The organism is Frankia sp. AgPm24 (assembly GCF_023243055.1).
GTDB lineage: Bacteria > Actinomycetota > Actinomycetes > Frankiales > Frankiaceae > Frankia > Frankia umida.
In genome coordinates this window covers 88,462-109,574 of sequence record NZ_JALKFW010000209.1, presented here as the reverse complement: position 1 = coordinate 109,574, position 21,113 = coordinate 88,462, and the positions used below count along the sequence as shown (strand labels likewise).

General features: G+C 71.9%; 21 protein-coding genes and 1 tRNA gene. 19 read left to right on the top strand and 3 right to left on the bottom strand.

Annotated features, from left to right (window positions below; genetic code table 11):
* Nucleotides 1–315: 315 nt before the first annotated feature.
* From MXD61_RS21865 to der, 6 genes are all read left to right on the top strand, one after another.
* Nucleotides 316–765: a hypothetical protein gene (locus tag MXD61_RS21865; RefSeq protein WP_248815310.1), complete on the top strand. Its 450-nt coding sequence runs from the start codon at nucleotides 316–318 to the stop codon at nucleotides 763–765.
* Nucleotides 762–1,529: a pseudouridine synthase gene (locus tag MXD61_RS21860; protein WP_248815332.1), complete on the top strand. Its 768-nt coding sequence runs from the start codon at nucleotides 762–764 to the stop codon at nucleotides 1,527–1,529. The genes MXD61_RS21865 and MXD61_RS21860 overlap by 4 nt, the downstream gene beginning before the upstream one ends.
* A gap of 41 nt (nucleotides 1,530–1,570) precedes the next feature.
* Nucleotides 1,571–2,647: a prephenate dehydrogenase/arogenate dehydrogenase family protein gene (locus MXD61_RS21855; protein WP_248815309.1), complete on the top strand. Its 1,077-nt coding sequence runs from the start codon at nucleotides 1,571–1,573 to the stop codon at nucleotides 2,645–2,647.
* Nucleotides 2,648–2,807: 160 nt separating this feature from the next.
* Nucleotides 2,808–3,542, top strand: coding sequence for a (d)CMP kinase (gene cmk, locus MXD61_RS21850; protein ID WP_248815331.1), 735 nt, complete (start codon nucleotides 2,808–2,810; stop codon nucleotides 3,540–3,542).
* The gene (locus MXD61_RS21845) at nucleotides 3,539–4,312 is read left to right on the top strand and encodes a 1-acyl-sn-glycerol-3-phosphate acyltransferase (protein ID WP_248815308.1); all 774 of its coding nucleotides are present in this window, start codon (nucleotides 3,539–3,541) and stop codon (nucleotides 4,310–4,312) included. Before cmk ends, MXD61_RS21845 begins: the two co-directional genes overlap by 4 nt.
* A gap of 57 nt (nucleotides 4,313–4,369) precedes the next feature.
* Nucleotides 4,370–5,911: a ribosome biogenesis GTPase Der gene (gene der, locus MXD61_RS21840; protein ID WP_248815307.1), complete on the top strand. Its 1,542-nt coding sequence runs from the start codon at nucleotides 4,370–4,372 to the stop codon at nucleotides 5,909–5,911.
* A gap of 53 nt (nucleotides 5,912–5,964) precedes the next feature.
* Here der and MXD61_RS21835 read toward each other — a convergent pair whose 3' ends face one another.
* Nucleotides 5,965–6,771, bottom strand: a complete 807-nt coding sequence (locus MXD61_RS21835) for a class F sortase (RefSeq protein WP_248815306.1) — start codon at nucleotides 6,769–6,771, stop codon at nucleotides 5,965–5,967.
* A 320-nt stretch (nucleotides 6,772–7,091) separates the two neighbouring features.
* Between MXD61_RS21835 and MXD61_RS21830 the strand changes: the two genes are divergently transcribed.
* Together MXD61_RS21830 and MXD61_RS21825 are read left to right on the top strand one after the other, a co-directional pair.
* Nucleotides 7,092–7,631: a hypothetical protein gene (locus tag MXD61_RS21830; protein WP_248815305.1), complete on the top strand. Its 540-nt coding sequence runs from the start codon at nucleotides 7,092–7,094 to the stop codon at nucleotides 7,629–7,631.
* Nucleotides 7,632–7,859: 228 nt separating this feature from the next.
* A tRNA-Pro gene (locus MXD61_RS21825) sits at nucleotides 7,860–7,933 on the top strand.
* A gap of 132 nt (nucleotides 7,934–8,065) precedes the next feature.
* Here the strand turns inward: MXD61_RS21825 and MXD61_RS21820 are convergent.
* Nucleotides 8,066–8,323 (bottom strand): AlpA family transcriptional regulator, encoded by a 258-nt coding sequence (locus MXD61_RS21820; protein WP_248815304.1) that lies wholly within the window; start codon nucleotides 8,321–8,323, stop codon nucleotides 8,066–8,068.
* A gap of 798 nt (nucleotides 8,324–9,121) precedes the next feature.
* On the opposite strand from MXD61_RS21820, the gene MXD61_RS21815 reads away from it, so the two are divergent.
* The 11 genes from MXD61_RS21815 to MXD61_RS21765 all read left to right on the top strand — a co-directional run bounded on the left by MXD61_RS21815 (nucleotide 9,122) and on the right by MXD61_RS21765 (nucleotide 19,963).
* On the top strand, nucleotides 9,122–10,222 hold the full coding sequence (locus tag MXD61_RS21815; protein ID WP_248815303.1) for a C40 family peptidase: 1,101 nt from the start codon (nucleotides 9,122–9,124) through the stop codon (nucleotides 10,220–10,222).
* Nucleotides 10,223–10,326: 104 nt separating this feature from the next.
* Nucleotides 10,327–10,986, top strand: coding sequence for a CDP-alcohol phosphatidyltransferase family protein (locus tag MXD61_RS21810; RefSeq protein ID WP_248815302.1), 660 nt, complete (start codon nucleotides 10,327–10,329; stop codon nucleotides 10,984–10,986).
* 11 nt (nucleotides 10,987–10,997) lie between these two features.
* The gene (locus tag MXD61_RS21805; protein WP_248815330.1) at nucleotides 10,998–13,484 is read left to right on the top strand and encodes a mannose-1-phosphate guanyltransferase; all 2,487 of its coding nucleotides are present in this window, start codon (nucleotides 10,998–11,000) and stop codon (nucleotides 13,482–13,484) included.
* Between the two features lie 112 nt (nucleotides 13,485–13,596).
* Nucleotides 13,597–14,277 (top strand): DUF881 domain-containing protein, encoded by a 681-nt coding sequence (locus tag MXD61_RS21800; protein WP_248815301.1) that lies wholly within the window; start codon nucleotides 13,597–13,599, stop codon nucleotides 14,275–14,277.
* A gap of 31 nt (nucleotides 14,278–14,308) precedes the next feature.
* The gene (locus tag MXD61_RS21795; RefSeq protein WP_248815300.1) at nucleotides 14,309–14,671 is read left to right on the top strand and encodes a DUF1290 domain-containing protein; all 363 of its coding nucleotides are present in this window, start codon (nucleotides 14,309–14,311) and stop codon (nucleotides 14,669–14,671) included.
* Nucleotides 14,672–15,348: 677 nt separating this feature from the next.
* Nucleotides 15,349–16,119 (top strand): DUF881 domain-containing protein, encoded by a 771-nt coding sequence (locus MXD61_RS21790; RefSeq protein WP_248815299.1) that lies wholly within the window; start codon nucleotides 15,349–15,351, stop codon nucleotides 16,117–16,119.
* Between the two features lie 29 nt (nucleotides 16,120–16,148).
* The gene (gcvH, locus tag MXD61_RS21785; RefSeq protein ID WP_248815298.1) at nucleotides 16,149–16,529 is read left to right on the top strand and encodes a glycine cleavage system protein GcvH; all 381 of its coding nucleotides are present in this window, start codon (nucleotides 16,149–16,151) and stop codon (nucleotides 16,527–16,529) included.
* Between the two features lie 291 nt (nucleotides 16,530–16,820).
* Entirely contained in the window at nucleotides 16,821–17,366 is a 546-nt protein-coding gene (locus MXD61_RS21780; protein WP_163547669.1) for an FHA domain-containing protein, read from the top strand.
* Between the two features lie 16 nt (nucleotides 17,367–17,382).
* Nucleotides 17,383–18,165, top strand: coding sequence for a MerR family transcriptional regulator (locus tag MXD61_RS21775; RefSeq protein WP_374629346.1), 783 nt, complete (start codon nucleotides 17,383–17,385; stop codon nucleotides 18,163–18,165).
* A gap of 180 nt (nucleotides 18,166–18,345) precedes the next feature.
* Entirely contained in the window at nucleotides 18,346–18,831 is a 486-nt protein-coding gene (locus tag MXD61_RS21770) for a bifunctional nuclease family protein (protein WP_009739504.1), read from the top strand.
* A 592-nt stretch (nucleotides 18,832–19,423) separates the two neighbouring features.
* Nucleotides 19,424–19,963, top strand: coding sequence for a MerR family transcriptional regulator (locus tag MXD61_RS21765; RefSeq protein WP_248815327.1), 540 nt, complete (start codon nucleotides 19,424–19,426; stop codon nucleotides 19,961–19,963).
* A 61-nt stretch (nucleotides 19,964–20,024) separates the two neighbouring features.
* Here the strand turns inward: MXD61_RS21765 and MXD61_RS21760 are convergent, their stop codons facing one another.
* Nucleotides 20,025–20,582: a hypothetical protein gene (locus MXD61_RS21760; protein WP_248815297.1), complete on the bottom strand. Its 558-nt coding sequence runs from the start codon at nucleotides 20,580–20,582 to the stop codon at nucleotides 20,025–20,027.
* Between the last annotated feature and the right edge of the window lie 531 nt (nucleotides 20,583–21,113).

The window sequence follows — 21,113 nt, the reverse complement described above, 5'->3', positions numbered from 1 at the left end:
CGCCCAGCCATCGGGACGCACCTGCCCGTCGGGACGCACCTGCCCGTCGGGAGGTGCCTGCCCGTCGGGAGGTGCCTGCCCGTCGGGACGCTCCCAGCCGTGGAGACGCGCCCGTCCGCCGGGAGGCGCCTGGCTATCGGGACGCACCTGCTCGCCGGGAGGCGCCTGGCTATCGGGACGCACCTGCTCGCCGGGAGGCGCCTGGCTATCGGGACGCGCCCGCTCGCCGGGAGGCGCCTGCCCGTCGGGACGCTCCCAGCCGTGGAGACGCGCCCGTCCGCCGGGGCGCGCCCGCCTACCGGGACGCTCCTGCCCGTGGGGACGCTCCTGCTCGTCGGGACGCACCCGCTGGTCGGGGTGCGCCTGTCCGTCGGGACGTACCCGCAGGTCGGGGTGCACCTGTCCGTCGGGACGCACCTGCTGGTCGGGGTGCGCCCGCCTACCGGGATGCCCCTGCCCGTGGGGACGCTCCTGCTCGTCGGGGTGCGCCCGTCCGTCGGGACGCTCCCGCTGGTCGGGGTGCGCCCGTCCGTCGGGACGCTCCCGCTGGTCGGGGTGCGCCCGTCCGTCGGGACGCTCCCGCTGGTCGCGGTGCACCTGTCCGTCGGGACGCTCCCGCTGGTCGGGGTGCGCCCGTCCGTCGGGACGCACCGCCTCGCCGGGAGGCGTCCGGTGGTCGGGATGTCCCCGCTCATCGTGAAGCCCCAGCGCGTCGTGACGTGCCGGTCGGTCGGGACGCCGCCGTGCGGCGTGAGGCCCCGGTGAGCGGCGGCGGCAGCCGTGGCCGGCTGGGCGATGCCGCGTCCGAGGGCATTCGGTTGCAGAAGGTCCTGGCGGCGGCGGGAGTGGGTTCCCGGCGGGCCAGCGAGGAGATGATCGACGAAGGTCGGGTCCGCGTCGACGGGGCGGTCGTGCGCGAGCAGGGACGGCGCGTCGACCCGGAGACGGCCATCATCGAGGTCGACGGCGTGCGCGTCGTCACCCGCAGCGGGCTCATCCACCTGGCGTTGAACAAGCCGCGCGGGGTGCTCAGCACCATGTCGGACGACCGTGGTCGCCCGACCGTCGCCGGCCTGCTCACCGAGTTCGGACCGGGGCTGTTCCACGTCGGCCGCCTCGACGCCGACAGCGAGGGACTGCTGCTGGTCACCAACGACGGGGAGCTCGCCCACCGGCTGACCCATCCGTCCTTCGAGGTGGCCAAGACCTATCTGGTCGAGGTGTCCGGGCCGATGCGCCGTGAGGTTCCGCGCACGCTGCGTGCCGGCGTCGAGCTGGAGGACGGTCCGGCCCGCGCCGACTCGGTGCGTGTCGTCGACAACGCCAACGGGCGGGTCATGCTCGAGGTCGTCATCCATGAGGGACGCACGCGTATCGTGCGCCGGATGCTCGAGGCCGTCGGCTACCCGGTGCACCGGCTGGTTCGCACCCAGCTCGGCCCGGTCACCCTCGGGACGCTGCGCGCCGGCCGGCCGCGGCACCTCAGTCGTGGTGAGGTCGGCGCGCTCTACCGCGACGTCGGACTGTGAGCCCAGCTGAACCCTTGTCGACGGCCACGGACCGGGCATCGATGCCGCGCCGGGTCGGGATCGTCGGTACCGGGCTGATCGGCACGAGCATCGGCCTCGCGCTGGCCGCGCAGGGCGTCGAGGTGCTGTTGCGTGACACCGAGGACGCCCAGGTCACCATCGCCGAGAAGATGGGGGCGGGGCGACGCTGGGCGGGCGAGCGGGTCGAGCACGCCGTCGTCGCCACCCCGCTGCCCACGATCGCCTGGCAGGTGCACGAACTGCTGCTCGGCGGTCTGGCCGACACCGTCAGCGACGCGGGCAGCGTGAAGGCCCGGCCCGTCGAGGACGGTGTCCGCCTCGGCGGCGACCTGTCGTCATGGTGCCCGGCGCATCCGATCGCCGGCCGGGAACGTCACGGCGCCGTCTCCGCGCGCCCAGACCTGTTCGCCGAACGGGTCTGGGCGGTGTGCCCACTGCCGCAGACCGTCGACGCGGCCCTGGCGGCCACCACCGCGGTCGCGCTGGCCTGCGGCGCGACACCGGTGCGCACCACCCCCGACCGTCACGACGAGGCGATGGCGACGGTCTCCCACGTCCCGCAGCTGCTCGCCAGCGTGCTGGCCGGGGAGCTGACCGGACTCGACGCGCACGACGTGCCGCTGGCTGGCCAGGGCTTCCGGGACACCACCCGCCTGGCCGACAGCGACGCGGTGTTGTGGGCCGGCATCATCGAGGGCAACCGGGAGCCGATCGGACGCCGGGTCCGGTCGCTCGGCGGTGCGCTCGTCGCCCTCGCCGACGTCCTCGAGACGGGGGACGCAGCCCAGGTCGCCACCGCCATCACCGCGCTGATGCGGGACGGCCACGCGGGACGGGCCCGGCTGCCTCGTAAGGCCGGTGCCACCGTGCGCGAGTGGGGCTGGGTGGGGGTCGTGCTCGACGACCGGCCCGGTCAGCTTGCCGCGATCGTCGGCCTGATCAGCGACTGGGGTGTCAACATCGAGGATGTGGGCCCGTTCGAACACAGCCTGGACGCCCCCGCCGGCATCGTCGAGCTCGCTGTGGATCCGGCGGTCGCCGACGAGGTCGTCCACCGGCTGGTAAACACCGGATGGACGGCATACCGACGATCCTGAAGTGGCACCGAGTAGCCTGATCCGGGTCGCACGCGACGGACGCGACGGACGCGACCCGATCATCCGCACGTATCCGGGACGGAGGAATCGGGTGGAGCCCGACCACGGGTCTGCGTTTTCCACCGGCGCGAGCGCCGACGACGCGACGCAGCAGGCGGCCATTTCGTCGGGACAGGGGCTGGTCGTCGCGGTCGACGGCCCCGGCGGGTCGGGTAAGAGCACCGTGGCCCGCGAACTCGCGCGTCGCCTCGGCCTGCGCTACCTCGACACCGGCGCGATGTACCGCGCGCTCACCCAGCTCGCGTTGGAGCAGCGCATCGACATCGAGGACGCCGCCGCCGTCGGTGAGCTCTCCGAACGGGCGGTGATCTCGGTGGGTGTCGACCCCGAGGCCCCGACGATCGCCGTCGACGGCGCCCGGGTCGACGCGGAGATCCGCACCCGGGCGGTCACCAACGCGGTCAGCGCGATCGCCGCCGTGGCCGCCGTGCGTGGTCGTCTCGTCGCCCAGCAGCGCCAGATCATCGAGGCGGCCGGCGCGGTCGGCGGGATCGTGGTCGAGGGCCGTGACATCGGCTCCGTGGTCGCCCCCGACGCCGCGATCAAGGTGTTCCTGACCGCGTCAACCGAGGTCAGGGCGTTGCGCCGATCCCGTCAGCTCGGTGAGAAGGGCGTGGACGACGTCGCCCGCACCCTGGCCGAACTCGACCGCCGTGACGTCCTCGACAGCACCCGCGCCGCCGACCCGCTGGCCGTCCCCGACGGCGCGATCGTGCTCGACTCGACGACGATGGGCGTCCCCGAGGTGGTCGAGGCGGTCCTGCGCCACTGCGGCCAGTCGACCGCCGCAGGCCAGTCGGCTCCCGTGGGCCAGTCGACCAATGCGGTGTCATGACCGCTGATCCTCTCCCCGCCCCCGATCCCGCGCCGAGCACCAGCGCTGGCGCTGGCACTGGCACTGGAACCAGCGCCGGCAGTGCCGGCCGTGCCGCGGCGCACCGGGGGGCGCAGTCGCCGGTCTACAGCGACCGGCCGCATCGGCTGCTCAAGCCCGGGGTCCGTGCGGTGCTCAACCGGCTGGTCATGCGGGTCGACCTCGAGGGCGTGGAGAACGTCCCGCACGGCGAGCCGCTGATCTTCGCCGGTAACCACAGCAGCTGGCTGGACGGCCCGCTGGTCGTGATCGAGGCGCCACGGACCGTGCGCTGTCTGGTGAAGTCCGAGATGTACACTCGGATTGTCGGCCGGATGCTGCTGTTCAGCGGGCAGATCCCGATTGACCGTGGCCGTCCTGACCGGGATGCCCTGCACACCGCACTCGATGAGCTCTCCCGAGGCGGTGCGATCGGCGTGTTCCCCGAAGGCACCCGCGGCAGTGGTGAGATGGCCGCCGTCCAGCATGGCATCGCCTACCTGGCGGTCCACGGGCGCTGCCGGGTGCTGCCAGTGGCCTGTCTCAACACCGCTCAGGCGCTGCCCAAGGGCGCGCGCTGGCCGCGCCGGTCGGTGCGGGTGCGGGTGGTGTTCGGCAACCCGTTCGAGGTGGAGGTGCCGGCGAACCCCCGTTCGCGTCGGGCGCTGGCCGCCGTCGCCGAGGACATCCGGGTACGCCTGCTGGACCATCTCGAGACCGCCCGGGCCACCCACGGCGGCTCCACCGTGTGATCATCGAGGATCACCGGCTCTGACGACAGGTATGGCAGCAATGCCAGTGACGAGACGATGACAGTGACGAACGAACTGGACGGCCGGATGCGCGGTAAAGCGACGCACGGCGGCAGCGATGCGCAGAGTGACAGCGGTGCGCGGGGCGGTAGCGGTGCGCGGGGCGGCGGCGAGGCGCCGAGCGGGTCGGAGCAGGCCGGCTGGCTGGCCGAGGCGGCCGAACTGGTCGGGTTCGCCGACGGTGACGACGGCGAGTTCGGCGGGCCGGCACTGGGGCAGCCGATCGTCGCCGTCGTCGGTCGGCCCAATGTTGGCAAGTCGACGCTGGTCAACCGGGTCCTCGGGCGACGCGCCGCCGTCGTGGAGGACGTTCCCGGGGTCACCCGTGACCGCATCGCCTACGACGCGACCTGGAACGGCCGCCGGTTCACCCTGGTCGACACCGGCGGCTGGGAGCCGGATGCGTCCGGTCTCGCCGCCCAGGTCTCCGAGCAGGCCCGCGCCGCGCTGGACACCGCCGACGCCGTGCTGTTCATCGTGGACGTCGTCACCGGCGCGACCGACGCCGACGAGGCCGTCGCCCGGGTGCTGCACCGCAGCGGGCTGCCCGTCATCCTGGTCGCGAACAAGGTCGACGACCTGCGGTTCGAGGCGGACGCGGCGGCGCTGTGGAGCCTGGGGCTCGGTGAGCCCCACCCGGTGTCCGCCCTGCACGGCCGGGGCAGTGGCGACCTGCTCGACGCCGTGCTCGCCGCGCTGCCCGAGGCGCCCCGCGAGGTGTTCACCGAGACCACCGGTCCGCGCCGGGTCGCGCTGATCGGGCGGCCGAACGTCGGCAAGTCCAGCCTGCTCAACAAGATCGCCGGTAGTCGGCGTTCGCTGGTGCACGACGTCGCCGGCACCACCCGTGATCCGGTCGACGAACTCGTCACCGTCGGTGGCGAGGAGTGGCTGTTCATCGATACCGCCGGCCTGCGTCGCCGGGTACGCGAGGCCTCCGGCGCCGAGTACTACTCGTCGCTGCGCACCGCCTCCGCGCTGGAGGCGGCCGAGGTCGCGATCGTCCTGCTCGACGCCGGCGAGCCGCTCAGCGAGCAGGACCAGCGGGTCATCACCATGGTCGTCGAGGCCGGCCGCGCGCTGGTGATCGCCTGGAACAAGTGGGACCTCGTCGACGAGGACCGTCGGGTCACCCTGGAACGTGAGGTCGTGCGCGACCTCGGCCGGGTGGGCTGGGCGCCGCGGGTGAACGTCTCCGCCCGCACCGGGCGCGCCACCGACCGGCTGGCTCCCGCCCTGCGCACCGCTCTGGAGTCCTGGGGCACCCGTATCCCCACCGGCCGGCTCAACACCTGGCTCGGCGAGGTCGTCGGCGCCACCCCGCCGCCCGCCCGTGGCGGTCGGGTGCCGAAGATCCTGTTCGCCACCCAGGCCGGCGTGCGTCCCCCACGCTTCGTCGTGTTCACCACCGGCTTCCTCGAGCCGACCTACCGCCGTTTCCTCGAACGCCGGCTACGTGAGGACTTCGGCTTCGCCGGCTCACCCATCTCCATCTCGGTCCGGGTCCGCGAGCGCGGCGACCGCCGCCGTCCCAGCTAAGCCACAGGCCCGTGGCGAGGTGTCCTTCGCGCCTCTCGCCACGGGCCGTCGCGCTATCCCTGGGAGGACCTCGGAGCCGCGGCGACGGCGGGCGTGACGCGTGGAGCGGGCGGCACCGGCGCCGCCGCGGCGCTCGTGGTCGGGCTGGGCGCTGGCAGGGTGGTGTCGGCGTGGGCGTAGACGATCAGGTTGCTCAGGTAGTGACGGGTCTGGAAGTCGAACGCCCCACCGCAGGTGATCAGTCGTAGCTCGGGGCGGGTCACCGGGCCGTAGACGCGTTCGGTCGGGAACGTCGACTTGGTGGCCTCCTCGGAGCGGTCGACCAGGAAGGTCTGGCTGAGACCGGACGCTCCCACGACCACCACCTTGTCTCCGGGAACAAGCTGGTTGAGCCGGTAGAACACCGCCGGTCCCGACGTCGAGTCGTAGTGGCCGACCAGGACCGACGGGCCGATGCCGCCGGGTGCGGGTCCCCGGTCGTACCAGCCCACGTCCCCCCACGAGGTGGGCACGGCGATGGTGCCGTCCGCGGCGAGGCCGAGATCGACGACCGGTGCGTCGACGCTCAGCCGGGGGATACGCAGCCGGGCCGGATCGCTGATCACCACCGCGGGCTGGGTCGGGGCGGGCGAGGTGGCCGTCCCGGTCGGCGCCGGTGGGGGTGACGGGGGCGGTGCGGGGATCGGTGGCAGTTCGTTCGCCGCGTCCGCCCCGGAACCGCCGCGGACGGCGTCGAATGCCGGTTCCGCCAGCCGAAATCCGCTGACCAGGATCAACATGACGCCGACCAGTAGCACTCCGTGCCACGCCGACAGCCTGCGCCATGGCGGCAGCTGTCGCCACCTGGCTCGCTCGGTCATCTCGCACCCCCTGTCCTCGTCGGGACGGCAGGAATCGCACCGTGTATCGCCCCTGACTGAGCGTCACTCTAGCGAGCGGGGGGCAACAATGGGTGACCATGACGCGGATGTGCCTGGTGGGTCGACCTGGTCGGGAGCGAACCGGGCCGAATCCGGCTTTCGCTGACGCGAACGCACTCTCGATCCCACGCCGACTGTCGCGGCGGACCGCACCACGCCCTGCGCGCTTGGCGCGGATGCTCACAGCCGGTCGCTATGGTGTCACTCGCAGTGATGCATAGATCACCGTCAGTGAGAGAGGGGACCAGATGACGAAGGGTATGGGTCGCCGCGCCGCCGCGCTCGCGATCTCCGGCATCGCCACCGCAACCTTCACCGTGGCAGTCGGCACGTCCGCGGCCCACGCATTCGACGACAAGAAGCCCGTCTGCGGTAACGACAAGGACCAGAAGGACGACTGGGACATCTTTGGCGACAAGGACAAGGACGGCGACAAGGACGCCCCGGACAAGAAGGCCGAGGCCGACGAGCTCAACAAGGGCGACGAGGGCAAGGGCCTTGACGAGGACAAGGTCAAGGACGGCGACAAGGACGGTGACAAGGACGAAGACTGGTTCAACTGGGACGACAAGGACAAGGACAAGGACAAGGACAAGGACTGCGCGGCCGGTGTCGGCGTTGGCGTCGTCGGCGTCGGTGTCGGTGTCGGTGGCGTCGCCGGCGGCGGTGTGCCCGCCGGTGGCGGTGGCATGGCCGACCGTGGCGCGTCCTCACCGCTGCTTCCGGTCGCCGGGGCCACCATCGGTGCCCTGCTGATCGGTGCCGGGGTGGCGCGTCGTCGTACCCAGGGCGCCAGCTGAGGTTCGCTCTCCCTGCGGTAGTCAAAGTCCGCGGTCGTCAGCCGCACCTCCCGAACGGCCCTGCGCCGTGCTTCACCGGCGGCTGACGCACCGCACGGACTTCCTCGTGGGTGACGGCCTCGGCCTGGTCCCACGCGGGGCCGCGCACGAGGGTCGGGGGGCGCGTCGGTGCTCGACGCGACCCCCGGTCACTGTTCGGCGCGCGGATACGGTAGTGTTGCTCGCGTACGGGACGTGGCGCAGCTTGGTAGCGCACCAGACTGGGGGTCTGGGGGTCGCAGGTTCAAATCCTGTCGTCCCGACAGGGGAAATGCCCTCTCGGCCGAACGTGGCGGAGGGGGCGTTCGCATTTTCCGGATGCTCCATCGGCACGCATGTGGATCATGGCAGCCATGGGCATCGCCGGGCCCCGCCCGGGATTCGGCGGGTCTGGGCTATCCGCCGGCCTGGGTGGTCTGGGTGGTCTGAGCCTCGCGGGCGGCGCGGCGCTCGGCGCGGCGTTGTTCGTTCCAGGTGTCCAGCGTGGATCGGTGCCAGCGGGGGCGGCGTCGGAACTCGGGCTTGTCGGTGGCGGTGTCCGGGTCGTCAGGGGGCGGGGCGGTACCCGCGGCTACCTGCTCGCGCCATGACGACGCGGTCAGACGCAGGTGATTGGCCACCTCGGTCACGGTCATCAGGGGGTCGGACCTCATCGGTCCATCCTGCGTGACGCCGCGAACACGGATGGTCGCCGCGCGGTCACGCTGGCGGTCGGCGGTGGCCGCGGATGCCCGCGACCTCGATCGATGCTCGCCTGGCCACGGCGACGACACCAATGTCCACCCCCCGGAACGCCACCACCATCGTGGACGGCGACGGGTCGGACGGCTCCCCGCAGGGCCGGGCGGGTCCCCGGATCGGGTGCGAGCAGCGGCCAGCCGGTGTGGGTGCGTCCGGCTGGGGGTGTCGGATGTGGTCGGGGTGGGCTCGCACGGTCGGACGCACGCGGACGGTCATGATCGTACGGGTAGTCCGCGACGTCACGTCAGTGGGCGGGTGCGCAGGGATTCCGGATGTTTCCCGCGACACAGCGGGCGCTCGCCGGTACTGACGGATGGTGATCGAGAGTGCGCGGTTTGCTGGCAGGCGGGGGTATCGGGTGCGGGTGTCCAAGCGTTGGGCTCGGGGTGGTTGCCGGCAATAGCGGTATGTCCACTATCGTCGTCAGCAGCACGTTCGTTTGGGTCTTCAGAAGTGATGCGCCGCAGGCGAAGTGTGGGCACCCGCAAGCCAACTGCGACACCCGTCGAACCGATGCGCCTAGTCCTGCCCCCGGTTCGGCGACCCCTCCGAGTTTGCCGGGGCAGGCGTGGGGACCCACGGTCCCGGGGGAGCACCACCGTCGCTCGTCAGCGCGTGGTCTGCCTCGGTACTGACCGGGTCCGTCGGTGATCGGGCACCCCGGCCCGCTTCCGGCGTCTCACCTCGCCAGCGCACGGGAAGGACGCGTTTTGCCACGTCGTGCCATGGCCTGGCTGCCGGACGACTGGGAGCAGCTCGTCCGCGGTCGCCAGCGCCCCGCGGCCCCCCGTGCTTCCGCCGCGACCGGCTCCGGTACGTCGCGGCGTCGTAGCTCCGCCCCGCCGCGCCGGGCGGTGACCATCGCGGCCTTCACCACCGGCACGATCGCCGCGTCGACGGCGGCCTTCGCGGCGACCGTCCCCGCCGGCACGGACGGCTCCTCCTCCCTGGAGGCGAACTCGCTGCTGCGCGAGGCGTCCATGACGTCCACCCAGAGCGCCTCCGGTGACCTGACGGCCGCCCGTTCCCTCGCACCGCTGGCCACCGCGATCGCCGATCACGACCCGGTCTTCACCAACGTCTCGATCACCGCGGACAGGACGACCGTCGCCCCGAACACCCCGGTGGTGCTGACCGTGCGCGCCACCGAGGCCGACACCGGTGCGCCGCTGGCCGGCCAGGACATCCGCATCGTCGTGGTCAACGGGCCGCAGTGGCAGACGTCCACCCGGTTGCACACCGATGCCAGCGGCAACGCGCAGATCACCGCGCGGCTGCTGTCCACCACCACGATCACCGCGGTCTTCGATGGTTCGAGCGCGCTGCGGCCCTCCCTGGCCGGCGCCGCCACCGTGACGATCGCCAGCCCCACCCGAACCGGCACGGGGGTCGGCCGGGTCGGTGTCGGAATCGACGGCTCGGTCATCTCGCAGGCCATCCCGACGGTGATCCCCGGCAGCTCGATCGGGGAGAAAGCCGTCTACCTGGCCTCGCTGAACAAGGGCAAGCCGTACGTGTGGGGCGCGGAGGGCCCGTACTCGTTCGACTGCTCCGGGCTCGTCCAGTACGTGTTCAAGCAGCTCGGCCGCTCCCTGCCGCGCACCGCCCAGGGGCAGTACAACGTCTCCACCAAGGTGCCGCAGTCGGGCAAGCAGCCCGGTGACCTCATCTTCTACGGGACGCCCGGCAACATCTACCATGTGGGCATCTACGCCGGTAACGGGTACATGTGGGCCGCTCCGCAGACCGGCGGTGTGGTGTCGTTGCGTCCGATCTACAGCTCGACCTACAAGGTCGGCCGCATCCACTGACGGCTGTATCCGCTAGCGTCAGCACTGTCCGGCCCGCCGGGTCGTAGGGACAGCGCCCAGCGGTCGATCAGACCGCTGGGGCGCCCGGTGGAGGAGGACGTCGCATGCAGGACGCCGTGCCGGGCGGGGCGCCGTCGCCGGACCGGATCTGGACGATTCCGAACGCGCTGTCGGCGTTGCGCCTGCTGGGCGTGCCACTGTTCCTGTGGCTGGTCCTCGGTCCGGAGGCGGACGGCGCTGCCTTCGGTGTGCTGGCCTTCGCCGGTGTCAGCGACTACCTCGACGGCAAGCTCGCCCGCGTGCTCGACCAGGCCAGCCGGCTCGGCGCCCTGCTCGACCCGCTGGCCGACCGGCTGTACATCCTGTCCACCATCGTCGCGCTGACCGTGCGCGACATCGTCCCGCTCTGGTTCGCCGTCGCGCTGCTGGCCCGGGATGTCGCCCTGCTCGCCCTGCCGCCGCTGCTGCGCCGGATCGGGGTGGGGGTGGCCCTGCCCGTGCACTACCTGGGCAAGGCGGCGACGTTCAACCTGCTCTACGCCTTCCCGCTGCTGCTGCTCTCGGCCGGGGACTCCTGGCTCGCGACGGCCGCCCGTCCGGTCGGATGGGCGTTCGCGATCTGGGGTATCGCTCTGTACTGGTGGTCCGGCGCGCTCTATTTCCTTCAGGCGGCGCGGCTGGTCCGAGCACATCGTGGCCGCGGCGGCGGATCAGCGGGCAGCTCCGCGACGGCGGGGACGGCCGGAGCGGGAGGTCATCGGTGAGAGCGGTCGTCATGGCGGGCGGTGAGGGCACCCGGCTGCGACCGTTGACCGCCAACCTGCCCAAACCACTGCTGCCCGTGGTCAACCGGCCGATCATGGAGCATGTGCTGCGGTTGCTCAAGCGGCACGGTTTCGACGAGACGGTCGTGACGGTGCAGTTCCTCGCCTCGATGATCCGCACCTACTTCGGTGCCGGTGACGAGCTGGGCATGCACCTGTCGTACGCCACCGAGACGACTCCGCTGGGCACCGCCGGCAGTGTGAAGAACGCCGAGGACGCGCTGCGTGACGAGGCGTTCCTGGTCATCAGCGGCGACGCGCTGACCGACATCGACCTGACCGAGCTCGTCGCCTATCACCGCAGGGTCGGCGCACTGGTCACGGTGGCGCTCACGTCGGTGCCCGACCCGTTGGAGTTCGGCATCGTCATCACCGGCGAGGACGGCCGCATCCTGCGCTTCCTGGAGAAGCCGACCTGGGGCCAGGTCTTCTCCGACACCGTCAACACCGGCATCTACGTGATGGAGCCGGAGGTGCTGGCGCACGTGCCACCCGGTGAGGCGGTGGACTGGTCCGGGGATGTGTTTCCCCGTCTGGTCAAGGCCGGCGCACCCGTCTACGGCTATGTGGCCAAGGGCTACTGGGAGGATGTCGGCACCATCGCGAGCTTCCTGCGGGCCCAGGCCGACGTGCTGGGCCGCAAGGTGGAGGTCGACATCGGCGGCTTCGAGGTGTCACCGGGGGTGTGGATCGGTGAGGACGCCGAGGTGCATCCGGACGCCGTCCTCAAGGGTCCCCTCGTCGTCGGCGACTACAGCAAGGTCGAGGCCGGAGCCGAACTGCGCGAGTACTCCGTGCTCGGCAGCAACGTGCTGGTGAAGTCCGGCGCCTTCCTGCACCGCGCGATCGTCCAGGACAACGCCCTCATCGGCCCGCAGGCCAACCTGCGGGGCTGCGTGATCGGGCGCAGCACCGACGTGCTGCGCGCGGCGCGGATCGAGGAGGGCGCGGTCATCGGCGACGAGTGCGTCGTGCGGGAGGAGGCCTTCGTCTCCCACGACGTGAAGGTCTACCCGTTCAAGACGATCGAGGCCGGCGCGGTCGTCAACACCTCGGTGATCTGGGAGTCGCGCGGGCAGCGCACTCTGTTCGGCCCGCGCGGCGTCTCCGGCCTGATCAACGCCGAGATCACCCCGGAGCTGGTGGTCCGGCTCTCGGCGGCCTACGCCACCACCCTGAAGAAGGGCGCCACGGTCACCACCGCCCGGGACGGCTCCCGCGCCGCCCGCGCCCTCAAACGTGCCGTGATCAGCGCGCTGACCACCGGGGCGATCAACATCCGTGACCTCGAGGTCGCGCCGATGCCGGTGGCCCGCTTCGACGTCCGCTCGTCGAACGCGGCCGGCGGCATCATGGTGCGCACCACCCCCGGAGATCCGGAACGCATCGACATCCTCTTCCTGGACGCGGAGGGGGACGATCTCTCCCCGGCCGCCCAGCGCAAGCTCGACCGGGTGTTCTCCCGCCAGGAGTTCCGCCGGGCCTTCCCCGGCGAGATCGGCGACCTGCGCTTTCCCGCGCGTACCCTCGATCTCTACATCCAGGACCTGCTCGACCGGGTGGACACCACGGGCGTCACGGACGCCGCACTCAAGATCGTGGTGGACCCGTCCGGGGGAGCGGCCTCGCTGGTGCTGCCGACCCTGCTCGGCCGGCTCGGCGTGGACGTCCTCACCGTCAACGGCCGGGTCGACGAGACCATACCCGCCTACGACGCCACCGACGACCTGCGCGCCACCGACCGTCTCGGTGCGCTGGTCGCGAGCTCCGGCGCCGCCTTCGGGGTGCGCTTCGACCACACCGGTGAACGTCTCGCGATCGTCGACGAGCGCGGCGACCTCATCGACGACGACCGCGCGCTGCTGGTCTTCCTCGATCTGGTCGCCGCCGAGAGCCGCGGTGCCGCCGTCGCCCTGCCCGTCACCACCACCCGGGTCGCCGACCAGGTCACCCGGTTCCACGGCCTGAGCGTGCGGCGCACCCCCACGTCCGCGCCGGCGCTGTCCCAGGTCGCCCGGCAGGACGGGGTCGTCTTCGCCGCGGACGGACGTGGCGGCTTCGTCGTCCCCGAGTTCGGCCCGGCCATCGACGGCCTCGCCGCCTTCGTCAAGCTGCTGGCCCTGGTCTCGCGGACCCGACTGACCCTGTCCGTGATCGACGCCCGGATACCCTCGGTCGCCATCCTGCGCCGCTCGGTGCCCACCCCCTGGGCGGTCAAGGGCACCGTGATGCGCCGCGTCGTCGAATCCGTCGACGTGGACGCCGGTTTCACGCTGGACACCACCGACGGCGTGCGCGTGGTGGGCGCCGACGGTTCGTGGATTCTCGTCCTGCCCGACCCCAGTGAGGCCGTCACACATCTGTGGGCCGAGGGCGCCGACCTCACCGAGGCCCACACCCTGCTGCGGCACTGGGCCGACGTCGTCGAGTCCCGCTGAGCGCCCCCCACCGCGGCGCGCGGCACCACCTTCGGCAGTAATGCGGCCGCCGTCCGTCAAAATGCCCCTTGTGGGGGATCGGACCGGGCGACCTGGGCGGTCGATGGTGCTGATGGCGACGTTGCTGCTGCTCGCCGGCGTGGTCACGCTCGGGGTGCGCCGGGGGGTCGCCGAGGCACCGGCCCGGCAGCGACTCGAACAGGCCCTGCGCGCCCAGGTACAGGCCCGTTCCGCCGAGCTCACACTCACCCGGGAACGGGTCGGCGCGCTGGACCGTCAGGTGGCGGCCGGACGTTCACGGCAACGCCGCGCCGCCGAGCGGCAGGCCCGTTCCGCGGCCGACGTCGCCGCGCTCGGCCCGCCCGGGGGCTGGGCCGCGGTGCGCGGCCCGGGCGTCCGGATCACCCTCTCCGGGCGCCTGCCCGACGGCGTCGGTGTCGGTGCTGGCGTCGGTATCACCGATCATGACGTCGCAGACCTGGTCAACGTGCTGTGGATCGCGGGCGCGGAGGCGATCAGCGTGAACCAGGTACGGCTGACGACACTGAGCGCCATCCGGGCCGCGGCGAACGTCATCCTCGTCGGCCTGCTGCCCGTCACCGCGCCCTACGTGATCGAGGCCCTCGGTGATGCCGGTGAACTCGGCACCCGGCTGGAACGCTCGGCCGTCGTCGACCGGCTGCGCAACCAGCCGGACTCGCCGGCGACCGCCCTGACGGTGACCAGGCCCGCGACCATGACGCTGCCCGCGGCACCGTTGCCGGTGCTGCGCAACGTCCGCCGGACCGGATGAGGGAAGGACACCGATGACGCGGATAGCGCGGATGATCGCCAGAACGGCTCCGAGGTCGATGACGCCCGCCCTGCTCGCCCTGCTCATCGGAGTAGCGGCCGGTCTGCTGCTGGGGCCGACGGCACCGCACTGGCTCGCCCCCTACCTGGCGGTCGCGGTGGTCGCCGCCGTCGACGCCGTCCTCGGCGGCGCGCGGGCGTTCGTCGAGCGGACCTTCGACGATCGGGTCTTCGTCGTGTCCTTCGTCGGCGATGTCGCCGTCGCGGTGCTGCTGGTGCTGCTCGGTGAACTCGTCGGTTTCGCCGATGCCCTCTCGACCGCGGTCATCGTCGTCCTCGGCATCCGGATCTTCACCTCCGCGACCGCCCTGCGCCGCGCTCTGGTCGGCCGCTGACATGCCCACCCCGCCCCCCACTCCCACTCCCACTCCCATGGACGTTCCCCCTCCCGCCTCGGGGTCTCGTCCCAGAACGGTGCTCTGCCCCGGATCGGGGTCTCGTCCCGCGTGCGGCTGGTCCTCGCCGCACCCCCGACCCCGCCCATCACTGATAGCAACCATGATCTCTCTCTTGGCGATCGATTCCGTCGCGTGCTACGCCCCGTGACGGGCCGCCGGTCAAGATCGCGCCACACGGGTCGTCCTGGGGGGCAAATCGGACGCGGATACCCCCACAGCGACCCGTGTGGCTTTGCCGCCCCCATGGCATCCCGCACATTGGTCGCAGATGGTGACCGCAGGGGCGGGGCGTGTCCTGGTAGGTCATGGTCGACCCGGGGGTGCGCATGAAGAGGCAGGTGAGGTCCGCGTCCGTGCGGGATGTGCGGCTTTCTGCGATCGCAGGCTCGAAACCACCGTCGGACGCCCCCGAATCCACGCCGGACGCCAGGGCAGAGGTCCAGCCCGGACGTCCGGGTGAGGACATGCCCGAAGCCGTGCCCGAGGAGACGGACGCGGCCACGGACGCGGGTCGGACGGCTGGCAGCGGCGCGGACCGGCAGCCAGGGCAACAGACGGAATCAGAGCAGCCGGCAGAGCCAGCGGGGTCAGAGCAGCCAGCGGACCCTGGGGAGATGCCGGACCCCGGGGAGGTGCCAGGGCCGCGGGAGGGGGTGTGGGCGCGGCGGGGGGTGCGGATGGTGACGTTGGTGTTACTGGCGGGGCTTGGGTTCGGGGGTGTGATCGCCGTACGGTCGGCGGCGCCGTCCTTCTCGGTGGCGCGGGCGGGGCCGGACCAGTTGGCCGCGACCCTGCGCGCGATCGGTGCCGCGGATCGGTCGCTCGCGGCGCAGGAGGGGCGGCTGCGCCAGGTGGCCGGCGTCCCGCTCCTCGGCGCGCCGGGGAGCGGGCGGCAGGGGCCCGTGGCACCCGTGGCACCCGTGGCACCGACCTCCGCCCGGGCGACACCGGGACCGGACGATGCCGACGAGGTGGCGGTGCTGGCCGGGACCGTGCCGGTGACGGGGCCGGGGCTGGAACTGACCATTCGTGATCCGAAGGGGTCCGTCGACGCGTCGGTGCTGCTGGACGCGCTGCAGGAACTGCGGGACGCGGGAGCCGAGGCGATCGAGATCGCGGGGGTGCGGGTGGGGGTGTCGACGTATGTCGCCGATCATCCGGGGCTCGGACTGGTCGTGGACGGACGGTCGATCACAGCGCCCTATGTGCTGCGGGTGATCGGTGATGCGCACACCCTGGACCGGGCGCTGCGGATTCCCGGCGGAGTGCTCGATACGGTAGCGGCGCGCGAGGGCGCGCAGACCGGTGTACGGACGTTTGTCCGGATGCAGATCCGAACGGTGCGGCCGACGCCCAGTCCCCGCTACGCTCGCCCGGCAGGCTGAGCACGTCGATCAAGGGAGGCGATCTTCCGGTGTATCCGGACGACCTGAAGTACACCCGTGAGCACGAGTGGGTCCGGCTCGGTGGGGACGCGGCCGTGGTCGGCATCACCGCGTACGCGCAGGAGGCGCTGGGCGACATCGTCTTCGTCTCGCTGCCCGAGGCGGGTAGCGAACTGGCGGCCGGCGAGTCCTTCGGCGAGGTCGAGTCGACCAAGAGCGTCTCGGAGATCTACGCTCCGGCGGCGGGCCGGGTGATCGCGAGCAACGAGGCGCTGGTGAGTTCGCCCGAACTGATCAACTCCGATCCCTACGGTGACGGATGGCTGGTCGAGATCGCGCTCGCGGGCGGCGGTATCGACGGTCTGCTCACCGCCACAGAGTACGAGGAGTACGTCAAGGAGCACTCATAGTAGCTGGTGTGGTCGGGTGGCGGGGGCTGGGTGGCGCCACGCCGAACAACACGGGTCGCACCCTTTTCGCGACCGTGCCCCCGATGCACTAGCCTCGGAGTGCGCCGGGGGTACGGTCATGGACGCTCCGACCGTAGGCGTGTGATCATCGACGGTGGTGGGGATGTGCCGGGTACGCCCGGCCCCACCATCGCAATGCTGGTAACGACATTCCCGCCGCCGCCTGGCGGCGGCCGAGGCGGCTGACGAACCCGCTTGCGCGGGGCTCGACGGCAGGAAGCGGACGCGACTGTGTTCTGCACGAGGTGCGGACAGCAGAACCCGTCCGACGCGCTGTACTGCGCGCGGTGCGGGTCCCCTCTCGTGCGCCCGGGCGAGCCCGTGGCGCCGGAGCGGCCCGCCGAACAGACGTCGACGCTCAATCTGGCCGCCGCGCTGTCGGGTATCGAGGGTGACCATGTCGACGAGTCCACCGAGCGCGACGCGGTGGCCGCGGTCGACGCGCTGCCACCGGGCTCGGCCCTGCTGGTCGTCAAGCGGGGTCCGAACGCGGGCAGTCGGTTCCTGCTCGACGCGGACATGACCAGTGTCGGTCGCCATCCCGAGAGCGACATCTTCCTGGACGACGTGACGGTCTCGCGGCGGCACGCGGAGTTCCATCGCTCGCCGTACACCAAGGGCTTCTCCGTGCGTGATGTCGGCAGCCTCAACGGCACGTACCTCAACCGGGAGCGCATCGACTCGGCCGACCTCACCAGCGGCGACGAGGTGCAGATCGGCAAGTTCCGGCTGGTGTTCCTCACCGGCACGAGCTACGGGGGGTCGGCGGCGCGGTGATCGGGCAGGTCAGGCGGTGAGCGGGTTCGCCGCGGCGGCGTCCACGTCACACCAGCAGCTGTCGGCTCGGGGTCCTAACGGGGCGAAGGGCCCGGCCGCGAAGGTGCTCACCATCGGCCAGGTCCTGGAGCAGCTGCGGGCGGACTTCGCCGACATCACGTTGTCGAAGATCCGCTATCTGGAGGCGGAGGGTCTGGTCGAGCCGGCCCGGACGTCGTCCAACTACCGCAAGTACTCGGCCGACGACGTCACGCGCCTGCGTTACGTGCTGCACGCACAGCGCGACCGTTTTCTGCCGCTGCGGGTGATCAAGGAAGAGCTCGCCTCGCTGGACCGCGACGAGACCCCGGTGCACCGGCCGGGCCCCCGCGCGCTGCCCCCGCATCCGGCCCCTGCCGGCCTGGACGCGATCCTCGGGGCCGAGCGGGTGCGGATGTCGCGCCGCGAGCTCCTGACGACCGTGGGGCTTGACGACGAGACCCTCACCGATCTGGAGCAGCACGGTCTGGTGGCACCGATCGCCGGGGGCGGTTACTACGACTCCGACGCGGTCCTGGTCGCCCGCACGGTCGCGCTGCTGGCCGGGCACGGTGTACAGGCCCGGCATCTGCGGGCCGCCAGGACGGTGGCCGATCGTGAGGCTGGTCTCATCGAGGCGGCCGCCGCCCCCCTGCGCGGACAGCGCGGTCCGGACAGCGCGGGCCGGCATGCGCAGACCGCGGACGAGCTCGCCGCCTTGCTGGTACGGCTGCATGCGGCACTACTACGGTCCCGCCTGCGGGCCGGTCGTCCTGGCTGAACGGCCGGTGTGGGCCCGGCTCGGCGGCCCCGCCCGGGCGGCCGAGCCCGCTGCGGCAGGCAGCGGAACCCCTCGGCGCGCTGACGCGGGACCCAAGCGGGGATACTGTCTCCCCTGTGGGGTTTTCTGGCTCCGGTCCCAACATCCCGCCCTGCCCCACCTGCGCGAGGAGGTAGATCGGTGCATCGGCTGGACATCGTCGGCGTGCGAGTCGAGCTTCCGTCGAAGCAGCCGATCGTCCTGCTCAAGGAGGTGGGCGGTGAGCGGTACCTGCCCATTTGGATCGGCGCCGTCGAGGCGACCGCGATCGCGTTCGCCCAGGAAGGCATCACCACGGCACGTCCGATGACGCATGACCTGATGCGGGACGTGCTGCGCGCCCTGCAGACGGACCTGACCCGGGTGACCATCACCGACCTTCAGGACGGCGTCTTCTTCGCCACGCTCGTGTTCGGAAACGGCGTGGAGGTCTCCGCCCGGCCCTCCGATGCGATCGCGCTCGCGATGCGCATGGGCGCGCCGGTCTACGGCGTCGAGGCGGTCCTGGCCGAGGCCGGGATCACCGTGCCCGAGGAGCAGGAACAGGAGCAGGAGAGCGAACTGGAGAAGTTCCGCGAGTTCCTGGACACGATCTCCCCCGAGGACTTCAACACCCCCGGGTCCTGACCGCACGCGTCACGACCATCGCACACGTCACGGCAGCGGGCCCGCACCACGTCCACCGACGCGGCGCGGGCCCGCTGCGCAGCGCAGGCGGCAATTCCTTTTTGTCGACCCTGCCCCGCCGTGTCCGCTGGACTACGGGCGCGTCGGCTTAGATCATTGAAGGAATCGCGCGTCCCTCCTACGGCCAGGGCAGTCGTGCCCCCACAGTCAGCGTTGGCCGTCTGGGCCCAGGCGCGTAACCATGGTGCTCTGCTTCGGCTCTGACCTCGCCGGACACAGCGCCCAGCCCTGGCGGCCAGACGCGGCTGTGACGGTCGCGGCGAGGACGGTCCGCCGGGCTCGGCGCCCGGCAGCCGTGGGCGTCTCCGCTGACTCTGGCGTCTGGGCGCCACGGTCGTCCGCCGTTCGGACCCGGATTGTGCCCGTGGTGGGTACCGGTTCCGGGACGGTCCGGTCGGCGGGCGGGTGGCGGTGAGAAAGGTGACTCGACCGGACCGGATGTCCGGGACGGCGGCCCCTGGGTGCCGGCTGCCGGGATGGCGCGGATCGATCCGGAGGATGGGCTGGCTATGGCGGCGAAGTGCGTACAGCGATGATCGAACAGGGCCAGCTGTTCCCGGGTGAGATACCCGAACCACCCGGGGACGACGTCGGGTACCGCGGGCCGACGGCCTGCTCGGCGGCGGGGATCACCTACCGCCAGCTCGACTACTGGGCCCGCACCGGGCTGGTCGTGCCCAGCGTCCGCGACGCGTCGGGCTCGGGCAGTCAGCGGCTCTACTCGTTCCGGGACGTCCTCGTCCTGCGCGTGGTGCGCAAGCTGCTGGAAGCGGGGGTGTCGCTGCAGAACATCCGGGTCGCCGTCGAACACCTACGGACCCGCGGGGTGGACGACCTGGCCCAGCTGACGCTGATCAGCGACGGGTCGACCGTCTACGAGTGCACCTCGGACGACCAGGTGATCGATCTCGTCCGCGGGGGGCAGGGAGTGTTCGCGATCGCCGTCGGCCGGGCCCTGCGCGACATGCGCGGCCAGCTGGCCGAGCTGCCCTGCGAGCGTCTCGGGGATCCGCCCGCCAGCCATCCCGGCGACGAGCTGGCCACCCGCCGCACCCGCCGCAGCAGCGCCTGAACCGGCCGAACCGCCTGAACAGGCTGGTCCCCTGAACGGGCCACTCGTGCGGCGGCGTCGCTCAGGTGCGGCCCTCGGCCTCCTGGGCGTTGCCGAGAGTGGCCTCGTAGGCGAGCCATTCGGCGCGCAGCACCGGCCACCCGTCGGCACGCAGCAGATCCACGACGGCGGGGTCGTCGTCCACCACCACGGCGATGTGACGCCGCGCGCCGAGGCTGCGCAGTTCGGTGCGTTTGAACACCCGTGCGGGACGCCGGTCGTCGTCCGGACGCATCCGCAGCTCGCCCAGCGGTAGCCCCTGTTCCCGCAGCCAGCGGGCGGTGTCCTCGCGGGAGCTCTCCGGGCGTCCGGTCAACCAGACGACCTCGTGGTCGCGTGCCAGCTGATGGACCAGTTCGACGCCTTCGGTCAGCGGCGGGTCCGCCGGGGCCGCGGCGAAGAACGAGTCCCAGTCGCCCGGGCTCGCCCGCAGGAACCGCAGACGGTGGCGCACATCGGCGACCACCCCGTCCACGTCGACGATCGCGAGTGGCCGCTGCTGTGCGGGCACAGCCCCACTCACCCCGTCGAGGCTGTCTGCGTCGTCGGCCGCGTCCGTCACCAGGCTCCCCTCCCTCATGCCGCCCTGACCATCGCACCTTTCGATGCGGGACGAGACACCCGCTCCACGGTGTGACGCTGCGTGGCCGTGCTGGCGAAGGTCGACGCGCGGATGGCTGATGGACATGACCATGACATCGTCCTGCGCCGGGCGCCGGGCGGTGATACCTGGTCCGGGTGTCAGCTACCCCACACGGGCCGCCATCGGACGGGTCCGGGCAGCTCGGGCGTCCGAACAGGGCCGCGACGACGGTCCTTCGCGTGGTCCGTGCGTCGTCCACGACTGGTCTGACCCCTGTGATCCGGGTCGGAGATGGCACCGCGGGGCCGGGTGGTGGCTAGCGTGTCCAGGGTCGGCGGCGAATGATCGAAGTCGGCCGATCGGCCGGCCGGTCGGCGTGGCCGGCGGCGGGCCCACCGGGGCCCTGGCCCGATCGAGGTGGGGCCGTCCGGGCCATGTGACCGTCATCGGCCCGATCGGGGCCACGATCGGGCATGGCGGTTCGGCCGGTCCGGCGCGTTCTGGGATGTTTGCACTTCTGGACGTGTC

Coding starts and splice junctions, on each gene's coding strand:
- MXD61_RS21855 (WP_248815309.1), top strand. CDS start 1,571: ATGCCGCGCCGGGTCGGGATCGTCGGTACCGGGCTGATCGGCACGAGC.
- MXD61_RS21845 (WP_248815308.1), top strand. CDS start 3,539: ATGACCGCTGATCCTCTCCCCGCCCCCGATCCCGCGCCGAGCACCAGC.
- der (WP_248815307.1), top strand. CDS start 4,370: ATGACAGTGACGAACGAACTGGACGGCCGGATGCGCGGTAAAGCGACG.
- MXD61_RS21835 (WP_248815306.1), bottom strand. CDS start 6,771: ATGACCGAGCGAGCCAGGTGGCGACAGCTGCCGCCATGGCGCAGGCTG.
- MXD61_RS21830 (WP_248815305.1), top strand. CDS start 7,092: ATGGGTCGCCGCGCCGCCGCGCTCGCGATCTCCGGCATCGCCACCGCA.
- MXD61_RS21820 (WP_248815304.1), bottom strand. CDS start 8,323: ATGAGGTCCGACCCCCTGATGACCGTGACCGAGGTGGCCAATCACCTG.
- MXD61_RS21810 (WP_248815302.1), top strand. CDS start 10,327: ATGCAGGACGCCGTGCCGGGCGGGGCGCCGTCGCCGGACCGGATCTGG.
- MXD61_RS21805 (WP_248815330.1), top strand. CDS start 10,998: ATGGCGGGCGGTGAGGGCACCCGGCTGCGACCGTTGACCGCCAACCTG.
- MXD61_RS21800 (WP_248815301.1), top strand. CDS start 13,597: ATGGCGACGTTGCTGCTGCTCGCCGGCGTGGTCACGCTCGGGGTGCGC.
- MXD61_RS21795 (WP_248815300.1), top strand. CDS start 14,309: ATGATCGCCAGAACGGCTCCGAGGTCGATGACGCCCGCCCTGCTCGCC.
- MXD61_RS21790 (WP_248815299.1), top strand. CDS start 15,349: ATGCCGGACCCCGGGGAGGTGCCAGGGCCGCGGGAGGGGGTGTGGGCG.
- MXD61_RS21765 (WP_248815327.1), top strand. CDS start 19,424: ATGATCGAACAGGGCCAGCTGTTCCCGGGTGAGATACCCGAACCACCC.
- MXD61_RS21760 (WP_248815297.1), bottom strand. CDS start 20,582: ATGAGGGAGGGGAGCCTGGTGACGGACGCGGCCGACGACGCAGACAGC.